This window comes from Rhodococcus sp. Z13 (assembly GCF_025837095.1).
Classification (GTDB): domain Bacteria; phylum Actinomycetota; class Actinomycetes; order Mycobacteriales; family Mycobacteriaceae; genus Rhodococcus; species Rhodococcus sacchari.
The window spans coordinates 2,607,730-2,629,929 of sequence record NZ_CP107551.1; the positions used below are offsets into that span (position 1 = coordinate 2,607,730).

The window sequence follows — 22,200 nt, forward strand, 5'->3', positions numbered from 1 at the left end:
CGAGGTTCGCCCCCGCTGCAGCAGGGGTGAAACCCGGTCGGGCGCGTCAGGATTCGGAACGGTCGTCCTTGCCGGGACCGAACGCCCGGCGGACCGAGCGCGTCGACACGACCCCCATCACCGCGACGGCCGCGACGATACCGACCAGCGCGACGACCAGCCCGAGCACCGGGCCCGGCCGCAGCGCGACGACCACGACGGCGGTGACGACCAGGACCGAGGAGGCCGCACCGACGGAGATCAGGGCGTGGCGGCCGAGGGAGAACTCCCCGCCCGGCCGGCCGCGCCCCGTCTTGCTCACAACGAGCGGACCCAGTTCTCCAGCAGCTGCGCACCCGCGTCGCCGGACTTCTCCGGATGGAACTGGGTGGCCGACAGCGGGCCGTTCTCGACGGCGGCGACGAACCTGTCGCCGTGCTCGGCCCAGGTCACCTTCGGCGGGTCGAGACGCTCGGGGTCGGCGAGCTCCCACGTGCGGGCGGCGTAGGAGTGGACGAAGTAGAAGCGGGTGCCGGGGTCCATGCCCGCGAACAGCACCGAGTCGGCCGGGGCCTCGACGGTGTTCCAGCCCATGTGCGGCAGCACCGGGGCGTCGAGGCGCTCGACGGTGCCGGGCCACTCCCCGCAGCCCTCGGTCTCGATGCCGTGCTCGACACCGCGCTCGAACAGGATCTGCATGCCGACGCAGATACCGAGCACCGGGCGGCCACCGGCGAGGCGGGTGCCGATGATCTTGTGGCCGCCGACGGCGAGCAGGCCCTTCATGCACGCGTCGAAGGCACCGACGCCGGGAACGACGAGTCCGTCCGCGGCGAGCGCGACCTTCGGATCCGAGGTGACCTCGACCTGCACGCCGGTGCGGGCGACGGCCCGGGTGGCGGAGTGGAGATTGCCCGAGCCGTAGTCGAGGACGGCGACCGTGGTTGCGCTCATGATCTCGATTCTAGGGGGTGGGGCGGGGGCGCTCCGACGGCCCGGTCAGTCGGGCGAGCAGCGGCAGGATCGGCACCAGCACCGCCGCGACGGTGAACGCCGCCGGATAACCGGCCGCGGCGGCCACCGCACCGAGCGCGAACGATCCCGCGCCGGTACCGGCGTCGAAACCGATGTTCCAGGCCGCGCTCGCCGACCCGGTGTTGCCGGCCCCGGCCCGCCGGAACGCGACGAGCAGCGCCTCGTTCTGCACGATGCCGAAACCGACGCCGAAGCACACCGCCGCACCGACCAGCGCGACGGTGCCGCCGCGGTCGTCGGCGACGAGAGCGAAGGGCACCATCGCCAGCGCCGCCAGCGCGAGACCGACCGGCAGCATCCGGCCCGCCCCGATCCGGTCGGCGACCGCACCGGCGCCGTACCGGCCGACGAGCGTGGAGGCGCTGAGCACGGCGAGGGCCGCGGCGACCGGCAGGTCCTCGACCGCGATGCGCAGCAGCGAAGTGAGCCCGCCGTAGGCGATGGCCCCGGCACCGACCGCGACCATCGGGAACAGCAGCACCAGCGGCGGCACCCTCCGCACGGCCTTCTCCTGCCGGGCGGCGAGCCGCGGCAGGCGCACCGCGGCGAGCAGACCGGCCGACGAGATCACCGCGCCGAGCACGAACACCGGGGTGGTGGAGAGCCGGTCGACAATCGCCAGACCCGCGGGCAGCCCCACGGTCTGGGAGGCGGCGATCGCGATGCCGAGCATGCCGGTCGCGCGGCCGAGCAGCCGCGGTGGGGCCAGTTCCCCGACGAGCGCGGCAGCGGCGACTGTGATCATCCCGAAGCCGATCCCGCGCAGCGCGGAGATCCCCAGCACCGACGCCGGGGCCATGGACACCAGGAACAGCAGCGAGGGCGGCCCGAGGAACAGGCAGCCCGCGACGAGGGTCGCCCGGTGCCCGAAGGACCGCAGCAGCCGCGGCATCGCCAGCTGGGTGAGCACGGTGGTGAGCATGAACACCGCCGTCACCGACCCGGCGAGGGTGTCGCTGCCCCCGGCCTCGGCGATCGCCCACGGCACCACCGGCAGCAGCAGCGAGAAGCCGCCGAAGGCCGCCGCGGACGTCGACCACGCCGGAATCAGGCCGCGGACGGTGAACAGTCCCGCTCGGTCCGCCACGTCAGAGCAACCGGAGGATGCCGGCGACACCGGCCAGCAGGGTCAGCGCCAGCAGCACCCCCGCGAACAGGGTGTTGCGTGCCTTCCACATCGACCAGGTTCCTCCGGCCGCGAGGCCTGCGAGGATGAAGCACAGATAGGTCAGCACCACATCCATGGACTAGAGGCTGCCCTTCGTCGACGGCACCCCGCTGACCCGCGGGTCGGGTTCGACGGCCTCGCGCAGCGCGCGGGCGACCGCCTTGAACTCGGCCTCGGTGATGTGGTGCGGGTCGCGGCCGTAGAGCACCCGCACGTGCAGCGCGATGCGGGCGTGGAAGGCGAACGACTCGAAGACGTGCTTGTTGATCACCGTCGAGTAGGGCACGCCGGGATAGCCGCCGATGACCGAGTGGACCATGTGGTCGGGCTCGCCGGTGAACACGCAGTAGGGGCGGCCGGAGACGTCGACCGAGGCGTGCGCGAGGGTCTCGTCCATCGGGATGAAGCAGTCGCCGAAGCGGCGGATGCCGCGCTTGTCGCCGAGCGCCTGCCCGAAGGCCTGGCCGAGCACGATGGCGGTGTCCTCGACGGTGTGGTGGGCGTCGATCTCGACGTCGCCCTGCGCCTGGACGGTCAGGTCGAAGCAGCCGTGCTGGCCGAGCGCGGTGAGCATGTGGTCGTAGAACGGGATGCCCGTGGAGATCTCGGTGCGGCCCGTGCCGTCGAGGTTCACCTCGACGGTGATGCTCGACTCCTTGGTGGTGCGTTCGACGCGCGCGATGCGGTCGCTCATGCGGATGCCTCGATTTCCGTGGCGGCGAGTTTCTCGCTCACTCGCAGCAACTCGTCGTTCTCGTGGGACAGGCCGATCGTGGTGCGCAGGTAGCCGGGGATGCCGACGTCCCGGATGAGCACCCCCTCGTCGAGATACCGCTGCCAGGTGGCGGCGGCGTCGGCGAAGCGGCCGAACAGGATGAAGTTGGCGTCGGACGGGACCACCTCGTAGCCGAAGCGGGTGAGCTCGGCGGCGACCCGGTCACGTTCGGCGGCCAGTTCGGCGACCGAGCCGAGGGTCTCGTCGGCGTGCCGCAGCGCCGCGCGGGCGGCGGCCTGGGTGATGACCGACAGGTGGTAGGGCAGGCGCACGAGCAGCAGCGCGTCGATCATCGCCGGGGCGGCGGCGAGATAGCCGAGGCGACCGCCGGCGAAGGCGAAGGCCTTGCTCATGGTGCGCGAGACGATGATCTTCGCCGGGTACTCGTCGATGAGCGTCAGGGCGCTCGGCTGCGAGGAGAACTCGACGTAGGCCTCGTCGACGATGACGATGCCGGGGGCGGCGTCGAGGATCGCGCGCAGCTGGTCCAGCGGGATGCTGTGGCCGGTCGGGTTGTTGGGGCTGGTGACGAACACGACGTCGGGTCGCCGGTCGCGGATGGCGGCCACCGAGGCGTCGACGTCGAGGGTGAAGTCGTCGCGGCGATAGGTGGGCAGCCACTCGGTCTGGGTGCCGTCGGCGATGATCGGGTGCATCGAGTAGGACGGCACGAAGCCCATGGCGCTGCGGCCCGGTCCGCCGAAGGCCTGCAGGATCTGCTGCAGGATCTCGTTGGATCCGTTTGCGGCCCACACGTTCTCGACGCCGATCCGCACACCGTGCTGCCGGGTGAGATAGGCGGCGAGGTCGGTGCGCAGCGCGACCGCGTCGCGGTCGGGATAACGGTGCAGCTCGGTGGCGGCCTCGCGCACCGCCTCGGCGACGTCGTCGACGAGCGCCCGCGTGGGCGGGTGCGGGTTCTCGTTGGTGTTGAGCTGCACGGGCACCGTCAGCTGCGGGGCGCCGTAGGGCGACTTGCCGCGCAGGTTCTCGCGCAGCGGCAGGTCGGCGAGGGTGATGCGGGAGCCGGGGATCTCGGTCACTTCAGGGCCTCGAATCGCAGACGGACGGCTTCGCCGTGGGCGGGCAGGTCCTCGGCGTCGGCGAGGGTGATGACGTGACCGGAGACGTCCTTCAGGGCGGCCTCGGTGTACTCGACGACGTGGATGCCGCGCAGGAAGGTCTGCACGCTCAGGCCCGAGGAGTGCCGGGCGCAGCCGGCGGTGGGCAGCACGTGGTTCGAGCCGGCGCAGTAGTCGCCGAGGGACACCGGCGCCCACGGCCCGACGAAGATCGCACCCGCCGAGCGGACGCGCGCGGCGACCTCGGAGGCGTTCTCGGTCTGGATCTCGAGGTGCTCGGCGGCGTAGGCGTTGACGACCTTCAGGCCCTGCTCGATGTCGTCGACGAGGACGATGCCGGACTGGCTGCCCGACAGTGCCGTGGCGACACGCTCGCGGTGCTTGGTGAGCTCGAGCTGCGCGGCGAGGGCGGTGTCGACGGCGTCGGCGAGCTCGGTGCTGGTGGTGACGAGCACCGAGGCGGCCATGACGTCGTGCTCGGCCTGGCTGATGAGATCGGCGGCGACGTGCACCGCGTCGGCGGTGTGGTCGGCGAGGATCGCGATCTCGGTGGGGCCGGCCTCGGCGTCGATGCCGACGACGGCGCGGCACAGCCGTTTGGCGGCGGTGACGTAGATGTTGCCGGGGCCGGTGATCATGTCGACGGGGGCGAGCTCAGCGCCGTCGGTGTCGGTGCCGCCGTAGGACAGCAGCGCGACCCCCTGGGCGCCACCGACGGCCCACACCTCGTCGACGCCGAGCAGCGCCGCGGCGGCGAGGATGGTCGGGTGCGGGAGGCCGCCGAAGTTCTTCTGCGGCGGGGAGGCGATGACGAGCGATTCGACGCCGGCGGCCTGGGCCGGGACGACGTTCATCACGACCGACGACGGGTAGACGGCGTTGCCGCCGGGCACGTACAGGCCGACGCGTTCGACCGGCACCCAGCGTTCGGTGACGGTGCCGCCGGGCACGACCTCGGTGGTGACGTCGGAGCGGCGCTGTGCGGCGTGCACGACGCGGGTGCGGGCGATGGCCTCCTCGAGAGCGGCGCGCACGGCCGGATCGAGTTCGGCGAGGGCCCGCTCGAGCTCGGCGGCGGGGACGCGCACGGCGGCGGGGCGGACACCGTCGAACTTCTCGCAGTAGTCCAGGGCCGCGTCGGCACCGCGGTCGCGGATGTCGTCGACGACGGGACGGACCTGATGGAGCACCGCGTCCACGTCCACTCCGCCGCGGGGCAGCGCGCCCCTCAGCTCCGCAGTGGTGGGAGTACGACCACGCAGGTCGGTGCGGGCAAGCATGAGGTGTCCTCTCTCGCAGAACAGGGATCGACGTCCATTATCCGCGACGACGGGGTGTGCCTCGGCGTGCACTCCCTTACACCGCTCCTCCGGGGCGCCGGTGGGCCCGGTTCACCCCCTTATGCTGTCGGCATGGACGAGGACGAGTCGCGCCCCACGACGCTGGGCGAACTGATCCGTCGTCAGCGCGAGTTGGCCGAACTGCCGATGCGGCAGCTCGCGGCGATGGTGGGTATCTCGAACCCGTACCTGTCGCAGATCGAGCGGAATCTGCGGGCGCCGAGCGAGCGGGTGCTGCATGCGATCGCGGAGCAATTGCACCTGTCCGCAGACACTCTCGCGGCGCACCTGTCCCCCGGCGAGGAGCGCGAGTCGGCGGTCGTGCGCGCGATCCGGGAGGACCCGGACCTGACCAATGCGCAGCGGCGGTCGCTCGAGGAGATGTACGAGGCGTTCCGCGAGGTGACGATCGCGCGCCGTCGACGTGGCGCAAGCCGTGATCCCGAGGACGAGTGACGATTCTCACACCTACCCTCGGCGTGTGAGACCCGGGAGTGCGCCCGGGCAGGTCAACACCCCATACACCCGGTACGTTACGAACCTGCAGGTCGCACGTACCTCGAAGTAAGGTGCGCGGCCCCGGGTGTGATGCAAGCCTCGGCTCCGGACCCATCCGCCCGTCTTCCGGAGTTGCTCGGTGCTCAACGATCTGCAGAAGAAACTCACCTCCACGCTCGACCCCATCGGCTGGGGTCCGGCCGTCGCCTCCGTCGCCGGTCGCGCCGCGAAGAACCCGCGGGGTGTCGCGGAGGCGACCACGGAGTACGCCCACCGCCTGGCGAACATCCCGGCGGCGGCGACCCGGGTGTGGAACGCGACCGACCCCCTGCCGCCGGTCCCGATCGACCCGAAGGACCGCCGGTTCGCCGACGCGGCCTGGAAGGAGAACCCGGCCTACTTCTCGCTGCTGCAGAGCTATCTGGCCACGCGGGAGTACGTCGAGGATCTGACCGAGGCCGGCTCGGGCGATCCGGTGCAGGACGGCAAGGCCCGGCAGTTCGCGAACCTGATGTTCGACGCACTGGCCCCGTCCAACTTCCTCATCAATCCCGGTGTGCTCGTGCGTGCGCTGGACACGGGCGGTGCGAGCCTGTTCCGGGGCGCGAAGTTCGCCCTCGAGGACCTGGTGCACCGCAAGGGGGTGCCACTCAAGGTCGACCGCGAGGCGTTCACGCTCGGCGAGAACATGGCCGCGACCCCCGGCAAGGTCGTCTTCCGCAACGACCTGATCGAGGTCATCCAGTACGCGCCGCAGACCGAGCAGGTGCACGAGATCCCGATCCTGGCGGCGCCGCCGTGGATCAACAAGTACTACATCCTCGATCTGGCGCCGCAACGCAGCCTGCTCGAGTGGGCGGTGCAGCACAACCGCACGGTGTTCACGATCTCGTACCGCAACCCGGACGAGTCGATGAGCGACATCACGATGGACGACTACTACCGGCAGGGCATCGCCACGGCGCTGGACGTCGTCGAGGAGATCACCGGCGCGTCGCGCATCGAGGTGCTGTCGATCTGCCTCGGCGGCGCGATGGCCGCGATGGCCGCCGCGCGCATGGGCAAGCTGGGCGACAAGCGCATCAGCGCGTTCACCATGCTCAACACGCTGCTGGACTACAGCGAGGTCGGGGAGCTGGCGCTGCTGACCGATCCGGCGACGCTCGACCGGGTCGAGTACCGGATGAGCCGGCAGGGCTTCCTGTCGGGCAGCGAGATGGCCGGCAGTTTCGACATGATCCGGGCGCGGGACCTGGTGTTCAACTACTGGGTGTCGCGGTGGATGAAGGGCGAGAAGCCGGCGGCGTTCGACATCCTCGCCTGGAACGAGGACAGCACCCGGATGCCGGCGAAGATGCACTCGCACTATCTGCGGTCGCTCTACGGCCGCAACGAGCTCGCGCGCGGGGTGTACGAGCTGGACGGCGAGGTGCTGGATCTGTCGGACATCACCTGCGACACCTACGTGGTGGGTGCGATCAACGACCACATCGTGCCGTGGACGTCGTCGTACAAGGCCACGAATCTGCTCGGCGGGTCGGTGCGGTACGTGCTCTCCAGCGGCGGGCACATCGCGGGGGCGGTGAACCCGCCGAACCCGAAGGCGTGGTTCGAGGCGGTCGGCGCGCCCGACGCCGACGAACCGCCGGCCCTGCCGGAGGAACCGAAGGCGTGGAGCGACAAGGCTTCCCGCGTCGCCGGGTCGTGGTGGGAGGACTGGACGGTGTGGTCGACGAAGCGTGCGGGGGCGCTCGTCGCCCCGCCGCGGATGGGCAGCGACGCCCATCCCCCGCTGGGTGACGCGCCGGGTACCTACGTCTTCTCCTGAGGTGTTGCCTGTTAGCAATCATCTTGCTAACCTGCTAACAGCGCCGTACGCGGTGCATCCGACATCGCAGTCCCGCTCACCGTCCACGAGCACCCGACGAAAGGCACCACCATGACCGCTCCGTCCAAGACCGCCAACGCCAAGGTCGCCGACGCCACCGCCAAGGCCACCGAGACCGCGTCGAAGGTCGCCGCCGACGCCACCGCGGCCGCCCAGCAGTCCGCCGAGAAGCTCACCGCCGGTGCCGCCGCCGTCGCCGACAAGGCCGCCGCCGACTTCACCAAGGTCGTCGACGAGGCCACCGAGCGTTTCCAGGAGTTCAACGCGAAGTTCGTCGAGGCCGCCAAGCAGGGCGGCAACCTCGGCGTCGACACCTACGAGAAGGCCGTCACCAGCCTGCTCGACCTGCAGGAGAAGGCCGCCGAGGCCACCCCGATCGAGTGGCTCGCCGACTTCACCAAGGCGCAGGTGTCGTTCGCCCGCGAACTCACCACCACGGTCACGAGCACCGCTCGCGACCTGCTGAAGTAAGACTGCGTGTCGAGACCGACACCGGCCTGGATCGCCGCGGCCCCGATTCGTATCGGGACCGCGGCGATCGCCGGTTGGAGCGCCTATCTCACGGGCCTGATCCGGCGCGGGGCCGGCCCCTGCACCCTCGTCGAGGACGCGACCCGCTTCACCCGGGTGCTGACCTCCACCTCCCCACCCCGGTGGGCGACGGACTGGCCGGTCGTCGCGGAGTGGCCGCTCGGCCGCCTGCGCGACTGCGGCGTCCCCGAAGTCCACGGGGACGAGGCACACGGGGACGGGGTACACCGTGACGAGATCCCGACCCTGCTACTGCCACCGCATTCCGGCACCCACTCGTGCATCGTCGACCACTCGCCGGGACGCAGCCAGGTCGAGGCGCTGCGGGCCGGCGGCCTGACCCGGCTGCACTGTCTCGAATGGGCCCCGGCCACCCCGGAGACGAACCACTGCTCGATCGACGAGCACCTCGCAGTGGTCGACGCCGCGATCCGGCGGCTCGGCGGGCAGGTGCACCTGATCGGCGACAGCCAGGGCGGCTGGCTCGGCGCGATCCACGCGGCGCTGCACCCCGAGACGGTGCGGACGCTGACGGTGGCCGGGGCGCCGATCGACTTCCACGTCGATCAACCGGCCCTCGCGGCGCTCGCCGATCTGCCTGCCGGGGCGGGGGCGTCAGCGCTCGACGTCTGGTACGGCACCGCCCGGGCGCTGGGCCTGCCCGCCACCGATCCCGTCGGCGAGCTCGAACGCGCGATGACGCTGCTCGGCCACCTCGACGATCCCGAGGCGGTGAGACGGTGGGAGGCCGAGCACCGCTGGTTCTCGTGGCGGCAGGAGATCCCGGTCGCATTCCGGGAGTGGATCATGCGGCACCTGTTCGTCGGTAACGACCTCGTCGCGGGCCGACTGGTCGCCGAGGGGCGCAGGGTGGACCTGTCGGCGGTGCACTGTCCCGTGCATCTGATCGCGGGCCGGCACGATCCGGTCGCGACCCCGCGGCAGGTCGCCGCGCTCGCCGCGCACGTGGCGACCCCGCGGTCGGCGATCACCACCACCGTCGTCGACGACGGTCACATCGGCTTGTTCGTCGGCCGCCGCGCGCTCGCGCAGGTGTGGACGCCGCACGCGCGGCGCCTGCTGGACTCGTAGCCGCGCGGCCCGCGGACGGAAACACGGTGTAGACCGGTTGTTTCCGTCCGCGGCGGTCGCGCGGGATCAGGACGGGGTGTCGACACCGAGGCGGACGCACGCCGCCTTGTAGAGATCGACGACGGCGGTCCGCAGACCCGCCCGGTCGGTGACGGGTTCGATCCACGGGATCCGCACGGTGCGGTCGCGGCCGTCGATCTCGACGGTCCACTCCCCCGATTCGCTGTCGACACCGGTCATACGGGCCCGCGTGGCGCCGGGTTCGGCGAAGGCACGCACGATGAGCAGGCTGTCGTCGGCGTGGTCGTCGTTCATGTGGGCGGTCACCGCCGCCACGACGGCAGCATCGAAGTCGGTCACGGGCGCCGAGCCTAGCCGATCATCGGGGCGTCCCGGCCGAGTTCGTCCCAGCGCCGTCGGTGATGATCTGCCGCAACGCCTTTCGGCACTCACGGTAGACCTCCACCGGGTCGCGGTCGTGCCCGGCGAGGACGAGTTCACCCCAGCGGTCCCAGCTCGTGCGCCACACGGTGACGGCCAGTTCGGCGAGCAGACGCACCGTGGTGGCGTCCAGATGGCCGGCCTGCTCGGCCAGACGGGCCCGCAGCCGGTCGACGAGGGTCTTCTCCTGGGCGGCGGCGAGGGCCTGCAGTTCGGGGTGGACGGTGAGCAGGCGCGCGACGCGGCGGTGTTCGTGCAGTTCGGGGTCGGTGTCGCGACCGACGACCTTCTCCGTGGCCCGGGCGATCGCGTCGAGGATCTCCGCCGGGACCGACGCGGTGAGTTCGAGGTTCTCGATCATCTCGAGCAGGCGTCGCTGGCCGGGCAACGCGGCCTGCTCCTTGGAGGTGAAGTAGCGGAAGAAGGTACGCGAGGAGATGCCGACGCGGTCGGCGATCTGCGCGACGGTGGTCTCCCGAACCCCCTGTTCCTCGAACAGATCCATTGCGGCGCGGTGGATCTCGTAGCGGGTGTCGTCTCGGCGCCGCGTCCGCAGATCGCGGGGCGCATCGTCGTCGGACATGGGATCCCTCTTCTGCGATGTCGGACACACAGCTTCGATGTCAGCTTACGACAAGTTGTCACATTGTGACACCATCCCGGGGTCGCCCATCCAGATCCACGAGAAACAGGTGTTCATGACCGACCTTCGACATCGGGAGGACTTCCCCGGCCGGTGACGCAGCAGAAGAGAACACACCGTCCACCCGGCCCCTCACCAAGGTCTCCGGCATGGACCGCGCGTTCGTGCTCGGCGGCTGCATCGGACTCGTCGCGCTCGTGCTGGCACCGCTGGTGCGCCGCCTGGACGGGCGGTCGCTCGAACCCACGGACGTCCAGGAGTTCCCGTCAGTCCCTTTCGGCCTCGGTGTGCGGAGCGATCCGCACACCGAGTGCCGTTTCGAGGCTTTCGAGTTCGGCGTCGAGGTGGTCGAGCAGCTTCCCCAGATCCGGGACGGTGCGACCGCACGCGGTGAGCCCGAACGCGATCTCGTCGTCGGTGCTGGTGCACGTGATGTTGAGGGCCTGGCCGTCGACGGGTACCGACAGCGGGTACAGCGCGTCGACGCGGGCACCGTTCCAGAACAGCGGGGTGTCGGGTCCGGGCACGTTCGAGACGATGATGTTGAACGCCGGCCGGATCGGTGCGCGGTTGCCGGTGACCACCCCGACGGCGAGGGGCGCGATCCCCACGGCGCTGGCCGCGAGGCGGCCGAGGCTCGACATCGAGCCCATGGCGCGTTTGCCCTCCGCCATCGACTGCCGCACGCACGCGAGTCGTTCGACCGGATCCTGGCACTGTGTGCCGAGGGGGCACATGAGGATGCCGATGTCGTTGCCGCCGCCCTGTTTGTCCCGGCGCAGCGACACCGGGACCATCGCGACGAGCGACTCGTCGGGCAGCGCGTCGTGTTCGGCGAGGAACGCCCGCAACGCCCCGCCGGAGAGTTCGAGAACGACGTCGTTGACGGTGACGTCGGCGGCCTTTGCCACCAACCGCAGCCGTTCGAGCGGCCAGGAGCGGGCCGCGAAGCGACGCGAACCGGAGATCTGCCGGTTGAACATGGTGCGCGGGGCGCTCAGTGACACCGACCCGCCACGATTGTGCAGGGCCCGGTCGAGGGTGCCCACCAGCGCGGGCACGACCCCGGCGAGTTCCCCTGCGACGTGCACGGTCTCGGACACCGCCCCGGTGACGGCGCGGACGAGGGTGCCGGGGAACCCGATCGCCGCGCCGACGGTGGAGCGGGCCACCGGTGACGCGTCGGGCACCGCCCAGGGGGCGGGCATGTCGGTGCGCTCGGGGTCGGTGCTCAGCGCGCGGCGCAGCAGCCGCATCGCGCCGACGCCGTCGGTGAGCGCGTGGTGGATCTTCACGTACAGCGCGTACCGTCCGTCGGCGAGACCCTCGATCAGGTGCATCTCCCACAACGGCCGTGTGCGGTCGAGCAGCGAGGCGTGCAGCCGGGAGACGAGCTCCCACAGCTCGTCCATGGTGCCCGGCGACGGGAGCGCGTTGAAGCGCACGTGGTAGTCGATGGAGAAGCGCGGATCGTCCTCCCAGGCCCACTGACCGAGCGTCAGCAGCGACCGCACCGGGCGTTTGCACCAGAGCGGTCCCGGCGGTTCCTCCCGCGCGACGGCCTCGGCGAACATCGCCCGCGGATCGGACGCGTCGCGCCCCTCGGGGGGATGCAACAGCAGGAGCCCGCCCACGTGCATGGGATGGTCCCGCGACTCGCCCAGCAGGAACATCGAGTCGGTCGGCGACATAGGCAACCGCATCATGTGCACTTCCTCCCCCGTCGGACCGGCCCCACGATCGACGTCCCCTCCGGCGTGACCGGCCCGTACTGCGTCGATGTGTTCTGCGTCGATGTGTTCTCAGTTCTACCCCACACACGCGTCCGCAGGTGCCGACTCGTCCCGACCGGCACCGGGAGCCGTGCGCACTACATGTCGAGGCCGAGATCGAGGACGGTCACCGAGTGGGTGAGCGCGCCGACAGCGAGGTAGTCGACGCCGGTGCGGGCGTAGTCGGAGGCGACGTCCAGCGTCAGGCCACCGGAGGATTCGAGCCGGGTCTGCGGGGCGCGGGCGTTGCGGCGCTGCACCGCGATCTGGGTCTGCCACAGCGGGAAGTTGTCGAGCATGATCAGCTCGACGTTCTCGGCGAGCACCGCGTCGAACTGTTCGAGGTCGTCGACCTCCACCTCGCAGGCGATGCCCGGGGCGTGGGCGCGGACGGCGCGCAGTGCCGCCACGACCGAACCCGCCGCGGCGACGTGGTTGTCCTTGATGAGGGCCTCGTCACCGAGTCCCATGCGGTGGTTGACGCCGCCGCCGACGCGCACCGCGTACTTCTGCAGGCTGCGCAGGCCCGGGAGGGTCTTGCGGCTGTCGCGGATCTTCGCGTCGGTGCCCTCCACCGCGTCGACCCAGCGGGCCGTGGCGGTGGCGATGCCCGACAGGTGGCACAGCAGGTTGAGCATGGTGCGCTCGGCGGTGAGCAGACCGCGGGTGGGGGCCTCGACGGTGAGCACCGCGTCGCCCGGCTGCACGCGGTGCCCGTCCTGGACGCGGTCGAGCACCCGGTAGCCGTCGACGCCGATGACCTCGTCGAGAACGAGCAGCCCCACGTCGAGCCCCGCGACGGTGCCGGGCTGCCGCGAGACCACCGATGCCGTCGCGACCGCGTCGGCGGGTACGGTCGCCTCGGTGGTGACGTCCGGCCCGTACCGCAGGTCCTCGTCGAGCGCCTGCCGGACCAGCGCGCGGATCTCGTGGAGGTCGAGTCCGGTGGGCAGCACGGTGGTCATGTGGGGTTCGCTCCTGTCAGTTCCGGGGTGGTGAAGGTCAGGTCGCCGTCCTCGAGCCGCAGTTCGAGGCTGCGGGCCTGGGCGGGATCGGTGTCGCGGTGGTCGCTGCGGGTGTGGCAGCCCCGCGACTCGGTGCGACGCTGCGCGGCGAGCAGCAGCGCGCGGGCGGTGACGGTGAGCGCGGCGTCCTCGAGCCGCGGCCCGTCGACGTGCGGGGTGGCCCTGCCGGCGGCGGCGAGGTCGGTGAGACCGGCGGTGAGACCGGCGGCGTCGCGCACGACCAGCGCGTGGCGGGTCATGGTGCGCTGCAGCACCTCGCGCGGAACCGCGGTGAGGGACGGCATCGTGACGTCGCGGGTCTCGACCCGGGTGCCGGCGCGTTCGGTGACGGCGGCGAGCCCGGCCCGTTCGCCGAGCACGAGCCCTTCGAGCAGGCTGTTGGAGGCGAGTCGGTTGGCGCCGTGCAGGCCGGTGCGGGCCACCTCCCCCGCGGCGTAGAGGCCGGGGACGCGGGTGCGTCCGTGAACGTCGGTGACGACGCCGCCACACGAGTAGTGCGCGGCGGGTGCGACCGGCAGCAGATCATGAGCCGGGTCGAGTCCGGCCTCCGCGCACATCGCGGTGATCGTCGGGAAGCGGGCAGCGAAGCCGTCGAGGTGCCGCGCGTCGAGGTAGACGTGGTCCTCGTCGAGTGCGGTCAGCCGGTCGGCGATGGCGCGGGAGACCACGTCGCGGGGTGCGAGGTCGCCGAGCGGGTGTCTCCCTTCGGTGACGGACCGGCCACGCGAGTCGACCAGGCGGGCCCCTTCACCGCGGACCGCCTCGCTGATGAGCGGGCGGCGGCCCGTGCCCCCGGCGGCGAACAGCACCGTCGGGTGGAACTGCACGAATTCGAGATCGGCGACACCGGCGCCCGCGCCGAGGGCGAGGGCGATGCCGTCGGCGGTCGCGCCGGGCGGGTTGGTGGAGCATGCGTAGAGCTGCCCGAGACCGCCGGTGGCGAGCAGCACGGCCGGGGTGTGGACGACACCCAAGCCGCGCTCGTCGAGGACGAGCAGGCCGGTGACGCCGCGGTCGTCGGTGAGGATCCGGACCGCGGCGGTGCCGAACAGCACCGGCAGGCCGGCCGCGCCGAGGGCGCGCTGGACTTCGGCGCCGGTGGCGTCGCCGCCGGCATGGATGATGCGGCGGGTGCTGTGCCCGCCCTCGCGGGTGCGGGCGATGTCGCCGTCACCGGCGGTGTCGAAGACCGCGCCGAGGTCGCGCAGTGCGGCCACGGCGTCCGGGCCTGCGGCGACGATCGAGCGGACCGCGTCCGCATCGCACAGGCCGCCGCCGGCGGCGAGGGTGTCCTCGACGTGGGAGTCGACGCTGTCACCGACCGGTGCGACGACCGCGATGCCGCCCTGGGCGTACTGGGTGGCGGTGTCGGTGGGGCCGCCCTTGCTCACGGTGAGCACGCGGGCGCCGCGCCGGGAGGCGGCGCGGGCCGCGGTCAGGCCCGCGACCCCGCCGCCGACGACCACCAGGTCGGCGTGGTCCTCCCACACGACCGTGACCGGCGGCGTCGTCACTCGCCGCTGCCCGGGTTGCCGATGGCGATCATGCGCTGCACCGACAGGCGGGCCCGCTCGGCGACGGCCGCGTCGACGTGGACCTCGTCGCGCCCCTCCTGCAGGCAGCGCAGCAGCGCCGCGGGGGTGATCATCTTCATGTACGGGCAGGAGGCCCGGTCGTTGACCGGCTGGAAGTCGATGCCCGGGGCTGCCTTGCGGAGCTGGTGCAGCATGCCGACCTCGGTCGCGACGAGGACCTGCGTGGCGCCGGTCTCGCGGGCGGCGTCGATCATGCCGCCGGTCGAGAGGATCTTCACCTTGTCGTCGGGCACGAAGCCTTCACCGGCGAGGTAGAGCGCGGAGGTGGCGCAGCCGCACTCGGGGTGGACGAACAGGTCGGCGTCGGGGTGCGCCTTGGCCTGGGCAGCGAGCTCGTCGCCGTTGATGCCGGCGTGGACGTGGCACTCCCCGGCCCAGATGTGCATGTTCTCGCGGCCGGTCACGCGCTTGACGTGGGCGCCGAGGAACTGGTCGGGCAGGAACAGCACCTCGCGGTCGGGGTCGATGGAGGCCACGACGTCGACGGCGTTCGAGGAGGTGCAGCAGATGTCGGTCAGGCCCTTGACCTCGGCCGTCGTGTTGACGTACGAGACGACGACGGCGTCGGGGTGGTCGGCCTTCCATTCGCGCAGCTGGTCGGCGGTGATGGAGTCGGCCAGCGAGCAGCCGGCACGCTCGTCGGGGATGAGCACGGTCTTGTTCGGGCTCAGGATCTTGGCGGTCTCCGCCATGAAGTGCACACCGCAGAAGACGATGGTGTCCTCCTCGGCCTCGGCGGCGATGCGCGAGAGCGCGAGGGAGTCACCGACGTGGTCGGCGACGTCCTGGATGGCGGGCAGCTGGTAGTTGTGCGCCAGGAGGGTGGCGTTGCGTTCCCGGGCCAGCCGACGGACCTCTTCGGCCCACTCCGGCGTCGCCTCGACGCCCGTGTAGCCGCCGGGGCCGTCGACGATCGTGGCGGCTCCCGCCCACTCGGTCGTGGTCATGGCCTTGCTCCTTCGAGGGGTTCATCCCGGCGGGCTGCGCCGGAATTTCCGTGTTCGGGGTTTTCGACTTAGGATCGAAAACATGCCACATAGTAACACCCGTCACGAAGTGCTCATCGCCGTGTTCCAGGTTCGCCGCTTCGGGGACACCCAGGGAACCCCCGGCGGGGCACCCGAACTCGGGGTGTTGCTCTGGCAACGGGCTCTCGACCCCCAGGCCGGCACGTGGTCGCTTCCCGGCGGGGAGCTGCGTCACGACGAGGACCTCACCACCTCCGCGCGCCGCCAGCTCGCCGAGAAGGTCGACGTCCGGGAGGTCGCGCACCTCGAGCAGCTGTCGGTGTTCTCGGATCCGCACCGCGTGCCGGGCCCGCGCACCATCGCCTCGACCTATCTCGGTCTGATCCCGATCACCTCGGATCCCCAACTGCCCGCGGACACGCGCTGGCACCCTGTGTCGCACCTGCCGGAGATGTCCTTCGACCACCGGGTGATGGTGGAGAACGCCCACGCGCGGCTCGCCGCCAAGCTGTCCTACACGAACATCGCGTTCGGCCTGGCACCCGCCGAGTTCCCGATGTCGACGCTGCGCGACATCTACTGTGCAGCACTGGGTTACGAGGTCGATACGACGAACCTGCAGCGGGTCCTGGCCCGCCGGAACGTGCTCACCCGCACCGGGAACACCGCACCCTCCGGCAAGGCCGGGGGCCGGCCGCCCGCCCTGTTCCGCTTCACCGAGTCCCAGTTGCGGGTGACCGACGAGTTCGCCGCCCTTCGCCCGCCGGTGTAGGAGGCACGCGCCGGATATTCGGTATTTCTCACTTCTCCGTATATTCCGGATCTATTCTGCGCTCGGAATCTCCGGGGGCGCGATCCGGAATGGGAGCCGGCACCGGCACCACGGCACGGGTCGGCGCACCGGAAGGCGGGGTGATCCCGTTGAACACCGACGACCTCTGGGACGCAATCGATCTCCGGTGCGGCCGCACCGCGGATCTCCTGGAGGGCCTGACGAATCCGAGTGGCGCACCCGTCGCCGTGCGAGGGCCGGACCGTCCGCGACGTCGCCGCGCATCCGACCCTCCGTCATCCCGGGGGCATCAACCGGATGATCCGCGAGTCCGCCCGCGACCGCGCCGGCCTGCCGCCCGAACGCCTCGTCGCCGAGTTGCGCGCCACGGTCGGGTCGCGCCGGCACAACGTCGGCCTCACTCCCCTGGGGACACTGATCGACGTCCTCGTCCACGGACAGGACATCGCCGTACCGCTGCACCGGGAGCTGCCGAGGTCACCGGCCGAACCACTGGGCTCGCCGAGCTCGACGGGGACGGCGCCGCGGCACTACGCAGGCGGCTGGAACACCCCTGAGAGTGTCAGAAGGGACGGCCGAGGATGACCTCGATCAATCCCAGCGGCATGGTGAGGAAGGCGGCTCCGACGAAGAGGGCCGACCGCAGCGGATCCCCTGCCAGATAGCCCTCGGTCACCCACTGCACGATCTCCGCAGAACCCATGTCGCCTTCCCCCTGCTCGCCGTTGTGCGTACGAGGGGTTCATCGGCACCGGGACGACGGACGTTACGGGGCGACGACGTCACGACCCGGAAGCCGTTGCTCGTCAGCGGCGTTCGTCCGCCGACGAGTCGACCGTCCCGTGCCGCGAGCAGCGCGCCCACCAGCCGTCGGGGGTGATCTGCACGATCATGCGCCGCCCGCACTGCGCGCAGAAGCGCGGTGGTTCGAGCCCGAGTTCCGCTGCGGCGAAACGGGTTCGGACACCACCCTCGGCGAGCGGTTCGCCGGTGAAGGGATCGAACACGGACCGGCCCCCGTCAGATCGTCTCGCCGAGCGCCTTGATCGGCATCTTCAGCTCGCCCAGCAGGTCCAGGTCGGTTTCGGCGGGCCGGCCGAGCGTGGTGAGGTAGTTGCCGACGATGACGGCGTTGATACCGCCGAGGATGCCCTTGCGGGCACCGAGATCGCCGAGGGTGATCTCGCGGCCGCCGGCGAAGCGGAGGATGGTGCGCGGCAGCGCCAGCCGGAAGGCGGCGACGGCCTTGAGCGCCTCGGTCGCGGGCAGGACGTCGAGGTCCCCGAACGGCGTACCGGGGCGCGGGTTGAGGAAGTTCAGCGGCACCTCATCGGGTTCGAGGGCGGCGAGGTCGGCAGCGAATTCCGCGCGCTGCTCGACGGTTTCGCCCATACCGAGGATGCCGCCGCAGCACACCTCCATGCCGGCCTCGCGCACCATGCGCAGGGTCTCGAAACGTTCCTCCCAGGTGTGGGTGGTGACGACCTTCGGGAAGTAGGAGCGGGCGGTCTCGAGATTGTGGTTGTAGCGGTGCACGCCCATCCCGACGAGCCGGTCGACCTGATCCTGGGTGAGCATGCCGAGCGAGCACGCGATCTGGATGTCGACCTCGTTGCGGATCGCCTCGATACCGGCGGCGACCTGCGCGAGGAGCCGGTCGTCCGGCCCGCGCACGGCCGCGACGATGCAGAACTCGGTGGCGCCGGTCTTGGCGGTCTGCTTCGCGGCCTCCACCAGCGACGGGATGTCGAGACGCGCGGCGCGCACCGGGGAGGCGAACAGTCCGGACTGGGAGCAGAAGTGGCAGTCCTCGGGGCAGCCGCCGGTCTTGAGGCTGATGATCCCCTCGACCTCGACCTCGGGTCCGCACCACGCCATCCGCACCTCGTGGGCGACGGCGAGCAGTTCGTCGATGCGCTCGTCGGGCAGGTTCAGCACCTCGAGCGTCTGGTCGCGATCGAGACCGACTCCACGGCGGAGAACCTGGTCGCGGGCGATTTCGAGGATGTCGGTGCGGGCGGGCGCCTGGGTCACTGCCGTCTCCTGACGTGGCGGGAACTTGAACAGCGTTCACTTGAACGTCGTTCAGGTTAGGCCGCGGCGTCGGATACTGTCAAAGGCACGGGCCTCTCGGCCCGGCCATGCGGAAGACACGGGAGCGGAAGAACGGTGCACCTGCGACGCGGCGACGTCCTCGACGGCGCCATGGCGATCCTCGACGAGTACGGACTCGGCGACCTGACGATGCGCAAGCTCGCCTCCTCGCTCGGCGTCCAGCCCGGGGCGCTGTACTGGCACTTCCCCAACAAGCAGACCCTGCTCGGCGCGATGGCCGACCGGATCCTCGACGGCCTCGACGAACCGCCCACCAGCGACGCCTGGGACGAGGCCCTCACCGAACTCGCCCACCGCTTCCGCGGCGCACTGCTCGCCCACCGTGACGGCGCCGAACTCGTCGCCTCCACCTACGCCTCGCGACTGACCACCTCGCGCACCCGCGACGCCTTCGTCGCCGTCGCCGAACGGGCGGGCCTGTCCCGCGCGTACGCCGAACTGACCGGCTACACGCTGCTGCACTTCGTCCTCGGGCACACCGTCGACGAACAGTCCCGCGCGCAGCTCGCCGAACTCGGCGCCCTCACCCGCGCTCCCCTGTCCCCCGACGTCGCCACCGAACAGCCGGCCGGTTCGGACGAGGACCTGCTCGACGGCGATCCCGCCGTCCGCTTCGACTTCGGGCTGCAGTTGCTCGTCGACGGTGTCCGTGCCCGGTTGAGCGCCCGTGCGACGTCCTGACCGACCCGTTCCTGTCGGACCGCTCTCCTATCTTCGACGCTCGTGACCGCGCCCTGGACCCCTGCCCGCATCGCCGCCGTGGCCCCCGACCCGTCCTCGATGACGGCCGCGCGCGGTGTGGCCTCGGCGTGGCTCGAGACCGGTCGCGACGACACCGTGCTGTGGGGCCGCTGCCGCGGTCGCGGCACCGAGCCGTACCGCACCGCCGTCGACCCGGCCGGGCCCGCCTACACGTGCTCGTGCCCGAGCCGGAAGATCCCCTGCAAGCACGCGCTGTCGCTGCTCGTGCGGTGGTCGGAGGGCGCGGTCCCGGTCGCCGAGGCCCCCGCCTTCGTCACCGGATGGATCGCGTCCCGCAGCACCGCCGTACCGGTCGCCGAACCCGACGCCGCGCCGGTGAAGGCACCCGATCCGGAGGCCGCGCGGCGCCGCACCGAGCGCATCGCGGCGGGCCTCGAGGAGCTCGGCCGGTGGCTGACCGACCGGATCCGTCTCGGTCTCGGCGCCGTCGACCACGATCCCGCCGTCTACGACGCGATGGCCGCCCGCATGGTCGACGCCCAGGCGCCCGGGGTGGCTGCCGCGCTGCGGGCGCTGGCCGCGATCGTGGCCACCGAACCGGACTGGCCCGCGCGGCTGCTCACCGAGTACGCGCGGCTGCACCTGATGGTGGTCGCCTTCCGGGAGCGCGACGAGCTGCCCGCCGCACTGGCCCGATCGCTGGACACCCATCTCGGGATCAGCACCCGGGCCGAGGATGTACGGGCACAGGCACCCGTGCGCGACCGCTGGCAGGTGCTCGCGACCGCCGTCACCGAGGAGGGCCGGCTGTTCACCCGCCGGATCCGGTTGCGCGGCCGCACCACCGGCCGCTGGGCGACGGTGCTCGATTTCGCCCACGGCACAGCGCGTTTCACCACGCCGTCGCCGGACCCCGGCATCCTGCTCGACGCCGACCTGCACTTCTATCCCGGCGCGGCACCCGTCCGCGCCGTGATGGGGCGGCAGCACAGTGCTTCGGAACCGTTCACGACCCTGACCGGCACGGATCTCGACACCGCGCTGGACGAGTACGCGCGCATGCGCGGCGCCGATCCGTGGCTGCGCTCCTGGCCGGTGCTGCTCGACGCGGTGGTCCCCGTCGACGGTGAGAACGGCTGGTGCGTCATCGACGGGTCCGGGCGCGCTCTCCCCCTGGCGTCCGACGACAGCCGGTGGCGTCTGCTCGCACTCGCGGGCGGGTATCCGGTGACGTTGTGCGGCGAGTGGGACGGCATCCGGCTCACCCCCGTGTCGGTGTTCGCCCGCGGTGAGGTGGTGTGCCTGTGACCGTCCCCGAAGACCTGGTCACCGCAGCGCTTCTCGGCACCGCGCGGACCACACCCGATCTGCGTGCCCTGCACACCTCCGCCGCCGCGGACGGACTGCTCGGCGACGCGGCCACGCGGCTGCTCTCGGCGGCGGCGCTCGAGTCGGCGTTCCTCACCTCGGCGACCGTGCCGGTGGTGCGGGAGCGTCCCGTCCCCGCTCCCGAGGACGATCGTCCGGTACTTCCCGATGCGGCCGCCGAACGGCTGCGGGCGCTGCTCACCGTCCGTTCTCCGTTGCTCGACGAATGGTTCGATGCCGCAGCGGGTTTCCGGGCCGACCACCGGATCGTGGTGGATCTTCTCGACGCCGCTGCGGCCGATCCGGTCCACCGCGACCGGCTCGTGCGGCTCACCGGTGCCCGCGGCCGGTGGCTCGCGGCCCGCAACCGTGCGTGGACGGACCTGCTGCCACCCGACCCGGACGACGAAACGCCCTGGCGGGACGGCCCGCCGGCCGGTCGTCGCCGCTGGTTCGAGGCGGTACGCGCCCAGCGGCCCGAGCACGCGGCCGATCTGCTGGCGGTGGCGTGGAGTTCGCACACCGCGGCGCAGCGCGCCGAACTGCTCGAACTGCTCACCGACGGCCTCGGCCCCCACGACGAGGCGCTGCTCGAACGCGCCCTCGACGACCGCAGCCGGAAGGTGCGGGCGGTGGCCCTGGACCTGCTGTCCCGGCTTCCCGGCTCGGCGTTCGCGCACCGCATGGCCGAGCGGGTGGAGGCGTGGATCCGTCTCGACGGGTTCGCGCCCGTCGTCGCCGTGCCCGAGGCCCTGGATGCGAGCGCGCTCCGCGACGGTCTCGGCGAGCCCGCCCCGCGCGGCACCGATCCCCGCACGTTCCGGGCCGTCACGCTGATCTCGGCGGCGCCGCTGCAGGTGTGGGATCGCTACCGCGACGGCACGTCGCTGCCGCGTTTCGATCCCGACGACCCGCTCTGCGCCGCGCTGCTCGACGGCTGGAGCACGGCGACGGTCCGGCAACGCAACAGCGAGTGGGCGACCGCGCTGCTGCACCGATGCGGCAGCGTCGGCCAGGATCTCGCGCAGGTGCTGCCCCGCGAGGTCGTGCTCGACCGGCTGCGGGCGGCGCGACGGACGAGCCTGCTCGACCGCGTGCGCGGGGTGCAGCGGCCGGAGGTGCTCGACGAGGCCCTGCTCGCCGCGTTGCCCGCCCCCTGGCCGCGCGACGTGGCGGAGAAGGTGCTCACCGCCCTGTACTCCGATCCGGAAAGCACCCGGCTCGTCCACGAGGTGCTGGCCCTGCTCGCCCACCGCGCGCCGTTCGAGCTCGCCGACCTGCTGGCGGACGCCGCGAACCGCACCGACGATCTCGGCCGGGTGCACCTGTTCGCGAGCGCCGCCGACACCCTGATCCTGCGCCGCACCATCCACGAGGAGTTGAGTTGACC

At 71.6% G+C, this 22,200-nt stretch carries 25 protein-coding genes; 9 read left to right on the forward strand and 16 right to left on the reverse strand.

The genetic code is table 11. From position 1 onward, the window contains the following. Positions 1-46 precede the first annotated feature (46 nt). Genes OED52_RS11855 through hisD form a run of 7 tightly spaced genes read right to left on the reverse strand, consistent with a single transcriptional unit; the run spans position 47 to position 5,319 of the window. Positions 47-301: a hypothetical protein gene (locus OED52_RS11855; protein WP_264151089.1), complete on the reverse strand. Its 255-nt coding sequence runs from the start codon at positions 299-301 to the stop codon at positions 47-49. Then, positions 298-933: an imidazole glycerol phosphate synthase subunit HisH gene (gene hisH, locus OED52_RS11860; RefSeq protein WP_264151090.1), complete on the reverse strand. Its 636-nt coding sequence runs from the start codon at positions 931-933 to the stop codon at positions 298-300. Before hisH ends, OED52_RS11855 begins: the two co-directional genes overlap by 4 nt. Before the next feature lie 10 nt (positions 934-943). Further along, entirely contained in the window at positions 944-2,101 is a 1,158-nt protein-coding gene (locus tag OED52_RS11865) for an MFS transporter (protein WP_264151091.1), read from the reverse strand. Position 2,102: 1 nt separating this feature from the next. Next, positions 2,103-2,258: a hypothetical protein gene (locus OED52_RS11870; RefSeq protein WP_264151092.1), complete on the reverse strand. Its 156-nt coding sequence runs from the start codon at positions 2,256-2,258 to the stop codon at positions 2,103-2,105. A 3-nt stretch (positions 2,259-2,261) separates the two neighbouring features. Continuing rightward, positions 2,262-2,876, reverse strand: coding sequence for an imidazoleglycerol-phosphate dehydratase HisB (hisB, locus tag OED52_RS11875; RefSeq protein ID WP_264151093.1), 615 nt, complete (start codon positions 2,874-2,876; stop codon positions 2,262-2,264). Beyond that, entirely contained in the window at positions 2,873-4,000 is a 1,128-nt protein-coding gene (locus OED52_RS11880) for a histidinol-phosphate transaminase (protein WP_264151094.1), read from the reverse strand. The genes hisB and OED52_RS11880 overlap by 4 nt, the downstream gene beginning before the upstream one ends. Continuing rightward, positions 3,997-5,319 (reverse strand): histidinol dehydrogenase, encoded by a 1,323-nt coding sequence (hisD, locus tag OED52_RS11885; protein ID WP_264151095.1) that lies wholly within the window; start codon positions 5,317-5,319, stop codon positions 3,997-3,999. The genes OED52_RS11880 and hisD overlap by 4 nt, the downstream gene beginning before the upstream one ends. A gap of 132 nt (positions 5,320-5,451) precedes the next feature. Between hisD and OED52_RS11890 the strand changes: the two genes are divergently transcribed. The 4 genes from OED52_RS11890 (at position 5,452) to OED52_RS11905 (ending at position 9,388) form a co-directional block, all read left to right on the forward strand. Continuing rightward, positions 5,452-5,835, forward strand: coding sequence for a helix-turn-helix domain-containing protein (locus tag OED52_RS11890; protein WP_264151096.1), 384 nt, complete (start codon positions 5,452-5,454; stop codon positions 5,833-5,835). 181 nt (positions 5,836-6,016) lie between these two features. Next, positions 6,017-7,705 carry a PHA/PHB synthase family protein gene (locus OED52_RS11895; RefSeq protein WP_264151097.1) on the forward strand — a complete coding sequence of 563 codons (1,689 nt, stop codon included), beginning with the start codon at positions 6,017-6,019 and terminating at the stop codon, positions 7,703-7,705. A gap of 111 nt (positions 7,706-7,816) precedes the next feature. Beyond that, complete coding sequence (locus OED52_RS11900) at positions 7,817-8,236, forward strand: hypothetical protein (protein WP_264151098.1); 420 nt, start codon at positions 7,817-7,819, stop codon at positions 8,234-8,236. A 6-nt stretch (positions 8,237-8,242) separates the two neighbouring features. Further along, positions 8,243-9,388 (forward strand): alpha/beta fold hydrolase, encoded by a 1,146-nt coding sequence (locus tag OED52_RS11905; RefSeq protein WP_264151099.1) that lies wholly within the window; start codon positions 8,243-8,245, stop codon positions 9,386-9,388. Between the two features lie 66 nt (positions 9,389-9,454). On the opposite strand, the gene OED52_RS11910 is transcribed toward OED52_RS11905, so the two are convergent. The 6 genes from OED52_RS11910 to nadA form a co-directional block, all read right to left on the reverse strand. Beyond that, positions 9,455-9,748: a DUF2470 domain-containing protein gene (locus OED52_RS11910; protein ID WP_264151100.1), complete on the reverse strand. Its 294-nt coding sequence runs from the start codon at positions 9,746-9,748 to the stop codon at positions 9,455-9,457. Between the two features lie 19 nt (positions 9,749-9,767). Further along, entirely contained in the window at positions 9,768-10,412 is a 645-nt protein-coding gene (locus tag OED52_RS11915; RefSeq protein WP_264151101.1) for a TetR family transcriptional regulator, read from the reverse strand. Positions 10,413-10,738: 326 nt separating this feature from the next. Beyond that, positions 10,739-12,175: a WS/DGAT/MGAT family O-acyltransferase gene (locus OED52_RS11920; RefSeq protein ID WP_264154675.1), complete on the reverse strand. Its 1,437-nt coding sequence runs from the start codon at positions 12,173-12,175 to the stop codon at positions 10,739-10,741. A gap of 167 nt (positions 12,176-12,342) precedes the next feature. Further along, complete coding sequence (nadC, locus tag OED52_RS11925) at positions 12,343-13,209, reverse strand: carboxylating nicotinate-nucleotide diphosphorylase (RefSeq protein ID WP_264151102.1); 867 nt, start codon at positions 13,207-13,209, stop codon at positions 12,343-12,345. Then, on the reverse strand, positions 13,206-14,783 hold the full coding sequence (locus OED52_RS11930; RefSeq protein WP_264151103.1) for an L-aspartate oxidase: 1,578 nt from the start codon (positions 14,781-14,783) through the stop codon (positions 13,206-13,208). The genes nadC and OED52_RS11930 overlap by 4 nt, the downstream gene beginning before the upstream one ends. Beyond that, positions 14,780-15,811 (reverse strand): quinolinate synthase NadA, encoded by a 1,032-nt coding sequence (gene nadA / locus OED52_RS11935; protein ID WP_264151104.1) that lies wholly within the window; start codon positions 15,809-15,811, stop codon positions 14,780-14,782. Before nadA ends, OED52_RS11930 begins: the two co-directional genes overlap by 4 nt. A gap of 82 nt (positions 15,812-15,893) precedes the next feature. Here nadA and OED52_RS11940 point away from each other — a divergent pair, with 82 nt between their 5' ends. Further along, entirely contained in the window at positions 15,894-16,604 is a 711-nt protein-coding gene (locus OED52_RS11940) for an NUDIX hydrolase (RefSeq protein ID WP_264151105.1), read from the forward strand. A 231-nt stretch (positions 16,605-16,835) separates the two neighbouring features. Continuing rightward, complete coding sequence (locus OED52_RS11945) at positions 16,836-17,210, forward strand: maleylpyruvate isomerase mycothiol-dependent enzyme family protein (RefSeq protein WP_264151106.1); 375 nt, start codon at positions 16,836-16,838, stop codon at positions 17,208-17,210. Here the strand turns inward: OED52_RS11945 and OED52_RS11950 are convergent. The 3 genes from OED52_RS11950 to bioB all read right to left on the reverse strand — a co-directional run bounded on the left by OED52_RS11950 (position 17,188) and on the right by bioB (position 18,659). Then, on the reverse strand, positions 17,188-17,328 hold the full coding sequence (locus OED52_RS11950) for a hypothetical protein (RefSeq protein ID WP_264151107.1): 141 nt from the start codon (positions 17,326-17,328) through the stop codon (positions 17,188-17,190). The two genes, OED52_RS11945 and OED52_RS11950, sit on opposite strands and share 23 nt — an antisense overlap. A 103-nt stretch (positions 17,329-17,431) precedes the next feature. Then, positions 17,432-17,632: a biotin synthase auxiliary protein BsaP gene (bsaP, locus tag OED52_RS11955; protein ID WP_264151108.1), complete on the reverse strand. Its 201-nt coding sequence runs from the start codon at positions 17,630-17,632 to the stop codon at positions 17,432-17,434. 13 nt (positions 17,633-17,645) lie between these two features. After that, the gene (gene bioB, locus OED52_RS11960) at positions 17,646-18,659 is read right to left on the reverse strand and encodes a biotin synthase BioB (protein WP_264151109.1); all 1,014 of its coding nucleotides are present in this window, start codon (positions 18,657-18,659) and stop codon (positions 17,646-17,648) included. A gap of 135 nt (positions 18,660-18,794) precedes the next feature. On the opposite strand from bioB, the gene OED52_RS11965 reads away from it, so the two are divergent. From OED52_RS11965 to OED52_RS11975, 3 genes are read left to right on the forward strand one after another with little or no spacing between them, the layout of a single operon-like run. Continuing rightward, positions 18,795-19,421 (forward strand): TetR/AcrR family transcriptional regulator C-terminal domain-containing protein, encoded by a 627-nt coding sequence (locus tag OED52_RS11965; RefSeq protein ID WP_264151110.1) that lies wholly within the window; start codon positions 18,795-18,797, stop codon positions 19,419-19,421. 42 nt (positions 19,422-19,463) lie between these two features. Next, entirely contained in the window at positions 19,464-20,750 is a 1,287-nt protein-coding gene (locus tag OED52_RS11970) for an SWIM zinc finger family protein (protein WP_264151111.1), read from the forward strand. Further along, positions 20,747-22,198, forward strand: coding sequence for a DUF5691 domain-containing protein (locus OED52_RS11975; RefSeq protein ID WP_264151112.1), 1,452 nt, complete (start codon positions 20,747-20,749; stop codon positions 22,196-22,198). The genes OED52_RS11970 and OED52_RS11975 overlap by 4 nt, the downstream gene beginning before the upstream one ends. Positions 22,199-22,200 lie beyond the last annotated feature (2 nt).